Source organism: Mycobacterium sp. 852002-53434_SCH5985345 (assembly GCF_001667155.1).
GTDB lineage: Bacteria > Actinomycetota > Actinomycetes > Mycobacteriales > Mycobacteriaceae > Mycobacterium.
The window spans coordinates 16,224-28,603 of sequence record NZ_LZIE01000072.1; the positions used below are offsets into that span (position 1 = coordinate 16,224).

The 12,380-nt window shown below is 66.4% G+C and carries 16 protein-coding genes; 6 read left to right on the top strand and 10 right to left on the bottom strand.

Annotation, left to right across the window (positions count from 1 at the left end):
• Positions 1-183: 183 nt before the first annotated feature.
• Positions 184-552 (top strand): hypothetical protein, encoded by a 369-nt coding sequence (locus A5756_RS17285; RefSeq protein WP_066954850.1) that lies wholly within the window; start codon positions 184-186, stop codon positions 550-552.
• A 1-nt stretch (position 553) separates the two neighbouring features.
• On the opposite strand, the gene A5756_RS17290 is transcribed toward A5756_RS17285, so the two are convergent.
• From A5756_RS17290 to A5756_RS17305, 4 genes are read right to left on the bottom strand one after another with little or no spacing between them, the layout of a single operon-like run.
• Complete coding sequence (locus A5756_RS17290; RefSeq protein WP_066954853.1) at positions 554-1,780, bottom strand: cytochrome P450; 1,227 nt, start codon at positions 1,778-1,780, stop codon at positions 554-556.
• A gap of 36 nt (positions 1,781-1,816) precedes the next feature.
• The gene (locus A5756_RS17295) at positions 1,817-2,722 is read right to left on the bottom strand and encodes a haloalkane dehalogenase (protein WP_066954856.1); all 906 of its coding nucleotides are present in this window, start codon (positions 2,720-2,722) and stop codon (positions 1,817-1,819) included.
• Position 2,723: 1 nt separating this feature from the next.
• Positions 2,724-3,209 carry an NUDIX domain-containing protein gene (locus A5756_RS17300; protein WP_066954860.1) on the bottom strand — a complete coding sequence of 162 codons (486 nt, stop codon included), beginning with the start codon at positions 3,207-3,209 and terminating at the stop codon, positions 2,724-2,726.
• Positions 3,210-3,213: 4 nt separating this feature from the next.
• Positions 3,214-4,569 carry a wax ester/triacylglycerol synthase family O-acyltransferase gene (locus A5756_RS17305; RefSeq protein ID WP_066954862.1) on the bottom strand — a complete coding sequence of 452 codons (1,356 nt, stop codon included), beginning with the start codon at positions 4,567-4,569 and terminating at the stop codon, positions 3,214-3,216.
• Between the two features lie 123 nt (positions 4,570-4,692).
• Here A5756_RS17305 and A5756_RS17310 point away from each other — a divergent pair, with 123 nt between their 5' ends.
• Positions 4,693-5,190 (top strand): adenosine-specific kinase, encoded by a 498-nt coding sequence (locus A5756_RS17310; RefSeq protein ID WP_066954866.1) that lies wholly within the window; start codon positions 4,693-4,695, stop codon positions 5,188-5,190.
• Positions 5,191-5,193: 3 nt separating this feature from the next.
• On the opposite strand, the gene A5756_RS17315 is transcribed toward A5756_RS17310, so the two are convergent.
• Together A5756_RS17315 and A5756_RS17320 are read right to left on the bottom strand one after the other, a co-directional pair.
• Entirely contained in the window at positions 5,194-5,577 is a 384-nt protein-coding gene (locus tag A5756_RS17315) for a DUF1330 domain-containing protein (RefSeq protein WP_066954869.1), read from the bottom strand.
• A gap of 8 nt (positions 5,578-5,585) precedes the next feature.
• Positions 5,586-6,443, bottom strand: coding sequence for an SDR family NAD(P)-dependent oxidoreductase (locus A5756_RS17320; RefSeq protein WP_066954872.1), 858 nt, complete (start codon positions 6,441-6,443; stop codon positions 5,586-5,588).
• Positions 6,444-6,549: 106 nt separating this feature from the next.
• On the opposite strand from A5756_RS17320, the gene A5756_RS17325 reads away from it, so the two are divergent.
• The 4 genes from A5756_RS17325 to A5756_RS17340 are packed head-to-tail and all read left to right on the top strand — an operon-like array spanning position 6,550 to position 9,507.
• Entirely contained in the window at positions 6,550-7,629 is a 1,080-nt protein-coding gene (locus A5756_RS17325) for a dihydrodipicolinate reductase (RefSeq protein WP_066954975.1), read from the top strand.
• Positions 7,626-8,126 (top strand): VOC family protein, encoded by a 501-nt coding sequence (locus A5756_RS17330; protein ID WP_066954875.1) that lies wholly within the window; start codon positions 7,626-7,628, stop codon positions 8,124-8,126. The genes A5756_RS17325 and A5756_RS17330 overlap by 4 nt, the downstream gene beginning before the upstream one ends.
• Entirely contained in the window at positions 8,123-8,896 is a 774-nt protein-coding gene (locus A5756_RS17335; protein ID WP_066954878.1) for an SDR family NAD(P)-dependent oxidoreductase, read from the top strand. The genes A5756_RS17330 and A5756_RS17335 overlap by 4 nt, the downstream gene beginning before the upstream one ends.
• Entirely contained in the window at positions 8,893-9,507 is a 615-nt protein-coding gene (locus tag A5756_RS17340; RefSeq protein WP_066954880.1) for a TetR family transcriptional regulator, read from the top strand. Before A5756_RS17335 ends, A5756_RS17340 begins: the two co-directional genes overlap by 4 nt.
• Here A5756_RS17340 and A5756_RS17345 read toward each other — a convergent pair whose 3' ends face one another.
• From A5756_RS17345 to A5756_RS17355, 4 genes are all read right to left on the bottom strand, one after another.
• On the bottom strand, positions 9,508-10,506 hold the full coding sequence (locus A5756_RS17345; RefSeq protein WP_066954883.1) for a D-2-hydroxyacid dehydrogenase family protein: 999 nt from the start codon (positions 10,504-10,506) through the stop codon (positions 9,508-9,510).
• A gap of 42 nt (positions 10,507-10,548) precedes the next feature.
• Positions 10,549-10,695 carry a hypothetical protein gene (locus tag A5756_RS25965; RefSeq protein WP_156659606.1) on the bottom strand — a complete coding sequence of 49 codons (147 nt, stop codon included), beginning with the start codon at positions 10,693-10,695 and terminating at the stop codon, positions 10,549-10,551.
• Positions 10,696-10,925: 230 nt separating this feature from the next.
• Positions 10,926-11,897, bottom strand: a complete 972-nt coding sequence (locus A5756_RS17350; protein WP_066954886.1) for an LLM class flavin-dependent oxidoreductase — start codon at positions 11,895-11,897, stop codon at positions 10,926-10,928.
• A 1-nt stretch (position 11,898) separates the two neighbouring features.
• The gene (locus A5756_RS17355) at positions 11,899-12,378 is read right to left on the bottom strand and encodes a VOC family protein (protein WP_066954889.1); all 480 of its coding nucleotides are present in this window, start codon (positions 12,376-12,378) and stop codon (positions 11,899-11,901) included.
• Positions 12,379-12,380 lie beyond the last annotated feature (2 nt).

The window sequence follows — 12,380 nt, forward strand, 5'->3', positions numbered from 1 at the left end:
TTATAAAGACGATTACCGTCGGGGGGAGGTTCGGCGGATCCGGCGAAAACTTGGGCACCCCTGCTTTCGCGCAGCTCAGAGACAGGGAAACTCCACGCATCGTGGAGGCCGTGCGCGAAAAGACAGCCGCCATTCGACGGCCCCGGCGTTTAGCGCCCGCCGCGGGCGGGCACGCGGACGTACATGTCAGTGACAGCGTTTCAAGACCTGCCGTTGGCCGATCGCGATCGCAAGTGGGACGGTGACGCCGCGGAGAAGCGCGTCCGCAAATGGGCCGACGCGCAGGACGCACCGAACCAGAAGTACCGCGACGCCCACGTCTGGTACGACAACGCCAAGAAGGACAACTTCACGGCGTACAAACTGTTGATCGCCGATGTCGTCGGCGGCGACCTCAAGGCTGTGCCGCGTGGTGTGATGGCGGCCGGCGCCATCATGGACGGCGCCCGTGGCGGCATCGACCTGCCGAAGGCGGACGTCGACCGTGTAAAGAGCCACTTGGCGAAGTACTACAAGAAGATGGGCGAGAGCCCGCCCTGGGAGCGCGGGTGATCTAGACCGCGACGGACAGCCGCGACAGTCCGCGCAGCGTGACGTTGGCCTTGTACTGCGGCTCGCTGTCCAGCCGCGCGTTTGGGAAGCGCGCGGTTACCGCCGCCAGCGCGACACTTGCTTCCAGCCGGGCCAGCGGCGCGCCCAGACAGTAGTGCGCTCCCCGACCAAAACCCAGATGTCGCAATCCTTTCCGCTCCGGGTCGAAGAGATCGGGCCGGTCGAATTCCGCAGGGTCACGGTGGGCGGCGGCGAGGACCAACATCATGACATCGCCCGCCGGTACCTCGACTCCACCAATCATCATGTCGGCGAGAGCAATTCGCCCGACCAGCTGTACGGGTGGGTCGAACCGCAGGGTCTCTTCCACGATGGCCGACGCTCGTCCGGAGTCGGCGCCCAACCGGCTCCACTGGCCGCGATCGCGCAACATCGCCAACATCGCATTCCCGATCAGGTTCACCGTCGTCTCGTGTCCGGCGATCAAGAGCAGATTGCAGGTGGAGACAATCTCCTCTTCGGTCAGTTGATCTCCGGACTCCTCCACCGCGATCAGCCCCGACAGCAGGTCGTCACCGGGTGTCGAACGGCGGCGGTCGACCAGGCCGTGAAAGTACTCGCGCAGCCACGTTCCGGCCTGCTGTCGCTCATTCGCGACCTCGGGCGGCACTCCGGTAATCGTCGAGAACGGATCCAGCGCCTGGGCGAGCAGGGCGGATGCACGGCTGAATTGGGGCTCGTCGTCGAGCGGCACGCCGAGCAGCCGGCAGATCACCGCGACCGGCAGCGGATAGGCGAAATCCTCGACGACGTCGAAGTGGCCCTTTTCGGCGACCCGATCGAGCATTCCGTCGACCAGCGAACGAATATCGGGTTCCAGCGCGTTCACCACCTTCGGCGCGAATGCCTTACTGACCAGCCTGCGCAGCCTGGTGTGATCGGGTGGATCGAGAAACAAAAAGCCCGGCGGGCCCTGCCTGCGCGGCGCCGTGCCGGTCTCGGCCTGCCGCTTGGCGACCGTCGAGTTGACGTTGTCGCTGCTTGACGATGGGTGCCGCAACACCTCGTCGCAGTCTCGGTAGCTTGAGAAGACGGTCAGGTTGGCGCCGGGCAATTGCAGCGCGCCGCCGTCGCGAAACTGCGCACACAGTGGATACGGGTCGGGCCGGTTGGCCGGGTCCAGCAGCTGCAGCAGCAACCCCTGGGAATCGGTCGGCGCGGTCGTCATGCGGCCATTCTGCCCCTAGGCGGACCGCACGTAGTTTCAGCGACGGAGGAACTCGACGATGTGGCCCGCCAGCTCCTCGCCCGCATCCTCTTGCAGGAAGTGTCCGGCGCCGCGGATCAGGGGATGATCGATTCCCTGCGCGCCGCGCATCTCGCGTTGGAAGATGGCGCCCATCGGGCCGGTGATCGGGTCGCTGTCGCTGAAGGCGACCAGCATTGGAGTGGGGCTCGCCGAGAGTTTGGCCCACGCCGCTTTGTTGGCCGCCGCCGCGGGATCGTCCGGCGAGGTCGGCACCAAGCCCGGCATGGCCCGCGGACCCGCACAGTACTCGTCGCCGGGGAACGGCGCGTCATAGCTCGCGCGCACGTCGTCGCTCATCGGTTGCCGACAGCCGCCCTGCACGAACGCGCCGACGTGTAGCTCCGGCGCGGTGGTGATCGCCTCGCGAAAACGCCACCAGACGTCGGGCATCGGCTGCTCCCCGGTCGGCAGGCCGGTGTTGGCCACGACCAGCTGGGCGAATCGATCGGGGTGTTCGGCGGCGAGGCGCAAACCGATCAGCCCGCCCCAGTCCTGGCCGACCAGGGTCACGTTTCGAAGGTCGAGGACGTCGAAGGCCACCGCGCGCATCCATTCGACGTGGCGCGCGTAGCTGTGATCCTCGCGGCGGGTTGGTTTGTCCGAGCGACCGAACCCGACCAGATCGGGGCAGATGACCCGGTGTCCGGCGCCGACAAGTACCGGAATCATCTTGCGGTACAGGAAAGACCACGACGGTTCGCCGTGCAGCATGAGGATCGGGTCGGCGCGCTCGGGGCCGTCTTGCACCCAGGCGACCCGCAGCGTCCCGCCTTCGCCGTCCGATATTTCGCAATACCTGGGCGCATACGGAAAGTCGGGCACGCGGTCGAACGACTCGTCGGGTGTGCGTAACGTCTGCATGTCAGGTCCCTTCGTGTAACCCCGCCAAATCGGGATACGCCATCAATCGGTCTAAGAATTCGAGTTGCCCTTTCAGGAGCTTGACGCGGGCCTGCGCCACCGAAAACCAGCCCACCCGATCGACTTCCGGGAACTCGCGAAACTTGCCCGAACCCTTCGGCCATTCCAATTCGAAGGTGTTGCTGCGCGCGTCGGTCACGTCCAAGTCGCCGCAAACGGCGAAGGCGGTGACCAGCTTGCCGCCGGACTGTTTGAGTTGGCCGAGATCCAGCCGGGCCCCGGCCGGGGCCGAAAGCCCGAGTTCTTCTAAGAACTCGCGTTGCGCGGCCGCCCACGGATCTTCGCTCTCGGCGTACTCCCCTTTTGGAATCGACCACGCCCCGTCGTCTTTTCGCGCCCAGAACGGGCCCCCCGGATGGGCGATCAGGACCTCGACGACGCCGTCGCGGGTCCGGTACAACAGCACACCCGCACTGAGCTTCGGCATTCGCTCAGGACCCGACCGAGCGTTCCAGGTCCTTGAGCGACGACTCGAGGTGCGCGAGCAGACGCTGCAGGTGCGGCACGCTGCGACGGCATCCCACCAAGCCGAGGTCGAGGTTTCCGGCGTTGTTGGCCAGCGTGATGTTCAGCGCCTGTCCGTCCAGCGCGATCGACAGCGGATAGTTTCCGTCGAGCCGGGCGCCCCCGTAGTAGATCGGCTGGGTAGGCCCCGTTACGTTGGAAATGATGATGTTGAACGGCGGCGACGTCGACGCCACCCAGCCGGGGACCGCCGCCAACGCGAGCGCTGACGTATTGGCTGCGGACAGCGCCAGCGCCTGGAAACGAGGCAACTGCGAAAACACCTCCTTGTTGCTCCGCATCGAATCGCTGATCGTCTGCAGTCGCTGCGCGGGATCGTCGGTGTCGGTGGCGAGATTGCACAGGATGGCTCCGACGAGGTTGCCCCCGGCGTCGGCCTCGTCTTCGGTGCGGAGGCTGACGGGGACCATCGCGATCAGCGGTGTGTCCGGTAGCGCGTTCTGCTCGAGCAGGTAGTAGCGCAGGGCGCCTGAACACATCGCCAGGACGACATCGTTGACCGTCACGCCGGCGGCTTTCTTGACACTCTTGATCCGGTCCAACGACCATGACTGCGCGGCGCAGCGGCGCGCGCCGCCGATCTTGACGTTCAGCATGGTGCGCGGGGCTCCGAACGGCAGCGTCAGCTGCTGTTCGAACAGCGCCGCTCGGGCCAGCAAAAGCGTCGACGGGGCGAGCGCCGCAAGGGATCCCGCCGCCCGCAGCGCCGAAGTCAGCGGGCTTACCGGGTTGCTCTTGCGCTTGCTTTTGGGCAGGCTCCATGGCGCGCGGATCTCACGATTGTCGGGATCGGTCGACAACGCGCGCTGCATCAGCTTCTGCGCGGAGACGCCGTCGATCAGTGCGTGGTGGATCTTCGTGTAGATGGCGAACCGGCCGTCCTTGAGACCCTCGATGATGTGCGTTTCCCACAGCGGACGATGACGATCGAGCAGGCTGCTGTGCCACCGCGAGGTCAGCTCGAGCAGTTCACGGATCCGGCCGGGCGACGGCACCGCCGAGCGCCTGACGTGGTAGTCGATGTCGACGTCTTTGTCGTAAGACCAGCCCAGGTTCGCGATTCCACCGACGAACGTCGCCGGATGCTTGCGGAATGTGGGCTGGAAATCATCCTGCGCGACCAAGCGGTCGTAGAGGTCACGGACGAAGCCGCGGCCGGCGCCCTCCGGCAGCTCGAACAACTGCAGACCGCCGACGTGCATGGGGTGTTCCCGCGACTCTCCCAGCAGAAATATCGCGTCGGTGGGCATCATCAGTTCCATCCATCAATTAGACCTCGACGGACGCCGGGCCGAAGGCGCTCTTCGAACATCGCGGTCTTTCGACCCGACCGAAAGGACAAAAGGCCGTACCGTAGGCCCGCAGCCGGGTGGCAGCATGGGTTCGTGACGACACCATCGTTGACCTGGGATGTGGTGGCCGTTGACAAGCCAGAGGATGTCAACGTGATCATCGGTCAGGCGCATTTCGTCAAAACGGTCGAAGACCTGCACGAGGCCCTGGTCGGCGTGAGCCCATCGCTGCGGTTCGGCGTGGCCTTCTGCGAAGCGTCCGGACCGCGGTTGGTTCGCCACAGCGGCAACGACGCGGACTTGGTCGACCTGGCAACTCGCGCCGCGCTGGCCATCGCGGCCGGACATAGCTTCGTGATCTTCTTGCGGGAGGGCTTTCCGGTCAATGTCCTCAACCCCGTGAAAGCGGTGCCCGAAGTCTGCGGGATCTACTGCGCCACAGCCAATTCCGTTGAAGTCATTGTCGCGGAGTCCCCGCGCGGTCGCGGCATCGTGGGTGTCATCGACGGTCAGACTCCCGTCGGAGTGGAAGGCGACCGCGACGCGGCCGAGCGCCACGATCTGCTGCGCGCTATCGGATACAAGCTCTGAGTGTCAGCCGCCCGCGAGTGACCACACCGACGTGGCGATCAGATCACCCCGATCGAGCCCGGGGGCGCGGTGTTGGTGCACTTCGGCGTACTCGGCAGTGGTCACCATGTCGATGAACGCCTGCGGCGTCGGGTATTCAACGATGAGAATGGCGTCCCACCATGGCTTTTCGCCGTCGCCGATGACGAAGGCCGGTGCGGTTCCCGCGTAGCGGACGGTGGCACCCACCCGCTGCAGGTGCGGTGCGACCTCCTGCCCGTAGCGCAGGTAGGACTCCAGGCCATCCGGGGTCTTGAACTTCAACAGGTTGACCATCACCACGGGTGCGTCGGCGGGCCGCGCGGCCAGGGCCGCGAACTGTTCGGCGGTGGGCTCCAAGTTGCTCATGGTGACGATTAGAGCAGATCGGTGATGGTCTTCAGGCCTGCTTCGTACAGCACGCCGGGCAGCATGCCACCGTCGTGCTCGATGGTGGTGCCGTTGACGAAGTCGGCCTCCCCGCCGGCCAGGAACACGCAGACCCTGCCCACCTCCGCGGGGTCGCCCGCGCGCCGTAGCGGAATCGCGGCGAAATACTCTGCGCCCGTTGGGTCGTCCTTGGGCAACACGAACGACCGGAAGTTCTCGGTCATCGTCGGCCCCAGCGCGATGCAATTGACCCGCACCTTGGGCCCCCACTCCTCGGCCAGCGAGCGGGTGAGATGGTTGAGCCCGCTCTTGGCCGCGCCATAGGAAACCAACGTCGGCGACCCGGCCGGATGGCCGGCCCCGCTGGAGATGTTGATGATGCAGCCAACACCGTCTTGGGTACGCATCTGCCGGTAGACGCGGATGGCGAACCAGAGCGGGCTGATGAGGTTCATCTGCACCGCGTACGCGTGGAACAGCGCGGTGCGCTCATATTCGTCGTCGCTGGCTGGCGCCCCCTGAATGCGTTGCACCAGCTCGGGAATGCTGTCGGCGTGCGGCGCCGGAACGGTACCGCCGGCGTTGTTCACCAGGATGTCGATCCGCCCGTGCTCGGCGACGACGTCGGAGACGAAGGAATCGATCGCGCGGTAGTCCCCTTGGTCACACACTTTCTGGTAGGCCCTGGCGGCCCAGTCGGTTTCGCAACCGGGGATGGCGTCCAGCGGCGAACGCGAACAGCCGACGACGGTGGCACCGGCGCGGAGCAGTTCGTGGGCGATGCCGACGCCCACACCGCGGCTCGTGCCGGTGACGATCGCGACCTTGCCGTCAAGGATGCTCATGACAGGCCTTCCCACTCGCAGTCGATGTTGACAGTCACTGTCAGCGGGTCATACTGTGCCAGTCCGGTCGTGGGCGTGTAAGGGCATGCAATTCGGAGGTCAGCAGATGAGTAGTCCGTCCAAGCTTCGTGTCATCCAGTGGGCGACCGGAGGCGTCGGCAAGGCGGCCATCGCGTGCGTCCTGAACCATCCGCAGCTGGAGCTGGCGGGCTGCTGGGTGCACAGCGCCGACAAGAACGGGGTCGACGTCGGGCGAATCCTCGGAACTGAGGACCTCGGTGTCACCGCCACTTCCAGCATCGACGAGATCCTGGCGCTGGACGCCGACTGCGTCATGTACAGCCCGCTGATACCCAACGACGACGAGGTGATCGCGATCCTGCGATCCGGCAAGAACGTTGTCACGCCCGTCGGCTGGGTGTATCCCGATCCGGGTAACCGCCGGCACCAGGCCGTCGCCGACGCGGCGGTGGAAGGCAAGGTGACCCTGCACGGTTCGGGGATCCACCCCGGGGGCATCACCGAACGATTCCCGCTGATGCTTTCGTCGTTGTCGTCGGCAGTCACCCACATCCGCGCCGAGGAATTTTCCGACATCCGCACCTACAACGCCCCGGACGTCGTGCGCCACATCATGGGCTTCGGCGGCACCCCCGAGGAAGCCATGCAAGGGCCCATGGCCGGGCTGCTCGATGCCGGATTCAAGCAGTCGGTGCGAATGATCGCAGATCACATGGGATTTCGCATCGAACCGAACATCAGGACCATCCAGGATGTCGCCGTCGCGACCGCCGACATCGACTACGCACCGTTCCCGATCACCACCGGAACCGTGGCCGCGCGCCGGTTCCGCTGGCAGGCCCTGGTAGACGGCGAGCCGGTCATCACGGCCGCGGTCAACTGGCTGATGGGTGAGGAAAACCTGGAGCCGGCGTGGAATTTCGGCGGCCGGGGCGAACGCTTCGAGGTGGAGATCACCGGTGATCCCACCGTGAGCCTCACCTTCAAGGGTCTGCAGCCCGAGACGATCGCCGAAGGGCTGGTGAAGAACCCCGGCGTGGTGGCCACGGCCAATCACTGCGTCAACGCGATCCCCGACGTCTGCGCCGCCGGACCCGGCATCAAGACTTACCTGGACCTGCCCATGTTCGCGGGCCGCCCGGCACCCCAACTCGCCTCGTCATGACCGGCGCCCTCGGCGACGTATCGTTCTGTCACCTCGTCGTCGGTGTGACCGACATGGACCGTGCCCTGACGTTCTACCGCGACCTGCTCGGCATGGAGATCGTGTTCGAAACCCTCATCTCCGGTGAGCCTTTCGACGCGGTGCTGCACGCCACCCGCAAACAGGAGGGCCGGGTGGTGGGCGGGCTGCTCGGCGGGCTGATGGTTGAACTGCTCTCACTGGGTGCGAGCCCTGCCGATCAGCGGCCCGCGCGTCGCGGTATCACCGGGATTCACAACGTCTCCCTGTCGGTGCCCGATCTCGACGACACCCACCGCCGTGTTAGCGCGGCCGGCTACCCGCCCGACCAGAAACCCTTCGAAATCGGCGGGGTGCGAATGTTTTTCGTCAAGGACCCGGACGGAACCCCGGTCGAGTTCATCCAGCTGCCCGACGGAGCGCGCAGCACCTACGAGATGCATCGTGGGACCCCGCTGCGGATGGGACCGGTCACATGACCTACAGCCATCCCTCCTCGATGCGCGAGCACGTCGCAATCGTCACCGGCGCCGCCCAAGGCGTGGGCAAGGGCACCGCCGCCGCACTGCTGGAACGCGGAGCGGCGGTGCTGCTGGTCGACATCCAGGACGAGTTGCTGGGCAAGACGGCCGCCGAACTGTCGGCGTTGGGACGCGTCGAGAAGCTGACGGCTGACCTGCGCGACCCGGACAGCGCCCAACGAATTGTGACGGCCGCGGTCGACGCTTTCGGCACGGTGCACGGCCTGGTCAACAATGCGATCGCCACCAACGAGCCCAAGGCGTTCGTCGATATCACCACGGAGGACTTCGCGCTCGGTCACGACGTCGGCCCGCGGGCGACCTTCCTGCTCATGCAGGCCGTGCACCCCGTGATGGTCGAGGCGGGCGGCGGCTCGATCGTCAATCTCGGCTCCGGGACGGGCACCGGCGGCGAGCCGAAATGGGGCGGATACGCCGCCGCCAAGGAGGCCATCCGGGGCCTGTCGAAGGTCGCCGCTTTGGAGTGGGGGCGCGACAACATCCGGGTCAACGTCATCTGCCCGTTCGCCGAATCGGACGGTGTGAAGTTCTGGAAGTCGTTCGCCCCCGGAGAGTACGAGAAGGCCGTGCGGCGCGTGCCGATGAAACGGATAGGGGATGTCCGCACCGACGTGGGCGCGCTGGTGGCCTTCCTGCTGGGCAGCGACGCGACGTTCATCACCGGCCAGACCATTCACGTCGACGGTGGAATCGGCTGCTTCCGGTGACCCTTCCCACCAGAGGAGAATCGCTGCGGGACCGGCAGCGCGCCCAGATCCGGGCCGACATCAGGCGCGCGGCGTTCCGGCTCTTCGTCGAGCGCGGATACGACGCCGTGACGACCGAGGAAATCGCCTCTGCCGCAGGAGTTTCGCCGCGAACATTTTTCCGGTACGTGCCAACGAAGGAAGAGCTGCTGCTCGCACCCGTTCGCCATGGCGGCGCAGCGATCGTCAACCTGCTCGAGCAGCGGCCCGCGAGTGAGCCACCCGATGTCGCACTGATCAACGCCATCATCACGCGGACCCGATCGTTCGACCAGGCGGATACCGACGAGTGGCGAGAAGCGCTGCTGGTGGCCCCCGACCTGCTGCGTAAGGTGACCGTTCACACGCCCGCCGACAAGGAGCGGGCGGCCAAGCTGATCGCCGAGCGCATGGGCGTGAACTCCGACGCCGACCTCCGTCCCGGCTTGCTGGTCCAACTCGCTTTCGCAGCAGCCGATTTCGGTTTCCAGCAATGGGTACGTCAGTCGGGTCGCCCCTGGCCACTGGACCGCTACGTCACCGAAGCACTCGAAGCGGTCAAGAGCCAGCACTGGAAACGGAAGCGCACCTGATCAACCCCGCAACGCCTCGGGGTTCGCGATCCGGATCGGGGCCCCGTCCAGCCACGCGGTCACCGCCTCCACAGTGTCGGAGTAGAAGGCGGCGAGCATCTCACGGGTGACGTAACCCAGGTGGGGCGACAGCGTCACATTCGGAAGCTGCCTTAACCGGTGATCCGACGGCAGCGGTTCGACGTCATAGACGTCCAGCCCCGCACCGGCAATGCGCCCGGTCTCGAGAGCCACGATCATCGCGGCCTCGTCGACGATCGGGCCCCGCGACGTGTTGATCAAGTATGCCTGCGGCTTCATCAGGGCCAGCTCGGGCTCACCCACCAGACCGCGGGTGCGTTCAGACAAAACGACGTGGATGGAGACCACGTCGGACTCCTCGAAGAGCGTCGCCTTCTCGACCCGGCGCGCGCCGGCCGCCGCGGCGGCGTCCGCGGTGAGGTTCTGGCTCCACGCGATGACGTCCATGCCAAAGACTTTCGCGTATTCGGCCATCCGCTTGCCCACCCGGCCCAGGCCGAGCAACCCGAGCGTCTTGCCGGACAACGTGAGACCCGTCGTCACCTGCCAGCCGCCGCCTCGCATGCGCCGGTGTTCTTCCGCCAGGTTGCGTACCGTGGCGATGAGTAACCCCCAGGCGAATTCGGGGGTGGCGTCGTGCACGGATCGGAATCGCGGATGGGCGAAGTCGGTGTGGGCGACGATGACGCCGAGCTCGGTTGCCGCATCCAGGTCCAGATTGGGCAGGCTTCTTCCGACGATCGTGATCAGTTTCAAGTTCGGCAGCCGCGCGAGCAGCGTTCGCGGTAGCGCCATCCGCTCGCGCAGGGTGCAGATCACATCGAATGGCCGCAGCTCTTCCGCCGCTTCGTCCTCGGAGAGGTGGCGATCGAAAACGGTTACGCGGGACCGGTTTTGCACCGATGACCAGTCGGCAAGCCGCAGGGCCGCTTTGGCATAGTCGTCCAAAATCGCCACTTGGGGCGCGGGGTCACCCATCTCACCATTCAAGCACCGACGCTTGGTCTGGTGATGCGGCGGCTAGCCCTGGTTGTGGTCGCGGCGATATGGGTCGTTGGGCCGGGCCCGGCGATAGGTCGCCAGCTCGCGCCTAACCGCCCCCACCGGCGCCTCCGCCAGCACCCCCAGCGGCGCCGCCACCCGTGCCTGTGCTCCCGCTGCCCCCATAGGCCCCACCGGGAACGGGCGGTGGTGGCGGTGGGGCCGGACTGGACGACGTGGGCGTCGGCGGCGCCTCGGGCGCCTTGCTCGCCGACGTGCCTGCGCCCGTACCACCACTTAGGGCGACCGCCAAACCGAGTGCGGCGGCGCCGCCGACGAGCGTCAGGGTCCTTGCTCCAGATTTCATGGCTGGCCGCATACCCGCTTATTCCGGGGCGCAATCTGCGGTTGGCCCGTTAGTTCAGCGCGGGCAGGACCTTGTCGGTGAGCAATTGGACCGACTTCCACGCTTCGTCGACGGGCATGCCACCGACCAGTGGGTGCATCACGAGCGGTCCGTAGTCGTCGGCGTCGCGCACCTCCGCGATCAGCTCGTCGGGAGTCAGGAAGCGGTACCGGCCCGACGCACGGACCTCGTCCAGCGTTTGCACGCCGGGCAAATGCATCAGGGACCGTTGGTCGGTCGACCATCCGCCGTAAGTGACCGCCTCCCAAAGGATGTGGTCGCCGAGTTCGGCCCATGCCCGGTCCGGGTCCTCGTGCAGGAAGATCATTCCGCGGTTAACCGGTCCCGGCATGAGGATGAGCGGCGTCATGCCGGCGTCGGCACACAGCTGGCGGTAGTAGGCGGCGATGTCGGGCAGGTGGTCGGCGAGGCTGAGGGGCAGCCGGAATCGTGCCGCACGTCGCGCCGTGGCACGGGCGCCGCCGCCGACGTACAGGGGCGGATGCGGCCGGGTCCAGGTGCCGGTGCAGATTCCCGCTTCGGCCTCGGCGCCGGACCATACCGACAGCATCCGCTCGAGCAGGCTGTCCATCAGAGCGCCCCGGCGCGCGAAATCGACGCCCATTGCGCCATATTCGATGGTGCGGTACCCGAGGCCGACCGTGGTGTGCAACCGGCCGCGGCTCATATTGTCGACGAGAGCGATGTCCTCGGCGAGCCGGACCGGATTCCAGAGCGGGCCGAGCGCACAATCCACGCTGGCGATCAGCCTCGACGTTCGGGCCAAGAACATTGCCGCGGCCATGATGGGATTGCAGCTCCAGCCGTGGCCGGTCGCGTGGTGCTCGTCGACACTGATGGAGGTGATGCCGTGCGATTCGCCCCACTGCGCAAGTTCGAGGGCGGCCGACAACAACCCGCTCTGGCTGCGTGGTTCGCCTTGCGGCGAGGCGAAGTTGAACCGCAGCACAGTCAGCAACACGTCATGCCCCCTCGGACCGCGCCATCGACCGTAGGAACGCGGGAAAGTCAGGAAACAGCGCGCGGTCGACGATCTCGATGCGGGCGCCGAAGGCGTCCGTGTAGTAGGCGAATAGCCCGAGATCGGAGCCGGGGACGTCCGCCGTCATCTCGAGCGTGAAGCCGTTGGCCTCCAGCGCACGCGCACTCTGGGACAGGTCGTCGCTGAAGTAGCCCAGGTGGTGGACCGCGTTGCCCGGCGCTGCCGTCCACGGGCTCCCCGGCACCTCCTGCACGAGTTCGAGGTGCGGACTCTGCAAGGAGTAGACGATCGTCGAGGTCAATTCGCGGACACCCGCCGCGGTGCGGAACGGCAGGGTGTAGCTCATCGGGTTGATCCACCGGTAGCCGGCCAGCGCGCTCAGTCGGCCCATGGCCGCATCGAGGTCGGGCACGATGATGCCGGTGTGGTAGAAGTCCTCGGGCCGCAACGCAATTGACATGT

Excerpts from the sequence above, each read along its gene's own strand:
- A5756_RS17285 (WP_066954850.1), top strand. The coding sequence starts at position 184 with ATGTCAGTGACAGCGTTTCAAGACCTGCCGTTGGCCGATCGCGATCGC.
- A5756_RS17290 (WP_066954853.1), bottom strand. The coding sequence starts at position 1,780 with ATGACGACCGCGCCGACCGATTCCCAGGGGTTGCTGCTGCAGCTGCTG.
- A5756_RS17295 (WP_066954856.1), bottom strand. The coding sequence starts at position 2,722 with ATGCAGACGTTACGCACACCCGACGAGTCGTTCGACCGCGTGCCCGAC.
- A5756_RS17300 (WP_066954860.1), bottom strand. The coding sequence starts at position 3,209 with ATGCCGAAGCTCAGTGCGGGTGTGCTGTTGTACCGGACCCGCGACGGC.
- A5756_RS17305 (WP_066954862.1), bottom strand. The coding sequence starts at position 4,569 with ATGGAACTGATGATGCCCACCGACGCGATATTTCTGCTGGGAGAGTCG.
- A5756_RS17315 (WP_066954869.1), bottom strand. The coding sequence starts at position 5,577 with ATGAGCAACTTGGAGCCCACCGCCGAACAGTTCGCGGCCCTGGCCGCG.
- A5756_RS17320 (WP_066954872.1), bottom strand. The coding sequence starts at position 6,443 with ATGAGCATCCTTGACGGCAAGGTCGCGATCGTCACCGGCACGAGCCGC.
- A5756_RS17325 (WP_066954975.1), top strand. The coding sequence starts at position 6,550 with ATGAGTAGTCCGTCCAAGCTTCGTGTCATCCAGTGGGCGACCGGAGGC.
- A5756_RS17330 (WP_066954875.1), top strand. The coding sequence starts at position 7,626 with ATGACCGGCGCCCTCGGCGACGTATCGTTCTGTCACCTCGTCGTCGGT.
- A5756_RS17335 (WP_066954878.1), top strand. The coding sequence starts at position 8,123 with ATGACCTACAGCCATCCCTCCTCGATGCGCGAGCACGTCGCAATCGTC.
- A5756_RS17345 (WP_066954883.1), bottom strand. The coding sequence starts at position 10,506 with ATGGGTGACCCCGCGCCCCAAGTGGCGATTTTGGACGACTATGCCAAA.
- A5756_RS25965 (WP_156659606.1), bottom strand. The coding sequence starts at position 10,695 with ATGGGGGCAGCGGGAGCACAGGCACGGGTGGCGGCGCCGCTGGGGGTG.
- A5756_RS17355 (WP_066954889.1), bottom strand. The coding sequence starts at position 12,378 with ATGTCAATTGCGTTGCGGCCCGAGGACTTCTACCACACCGGCATCATC.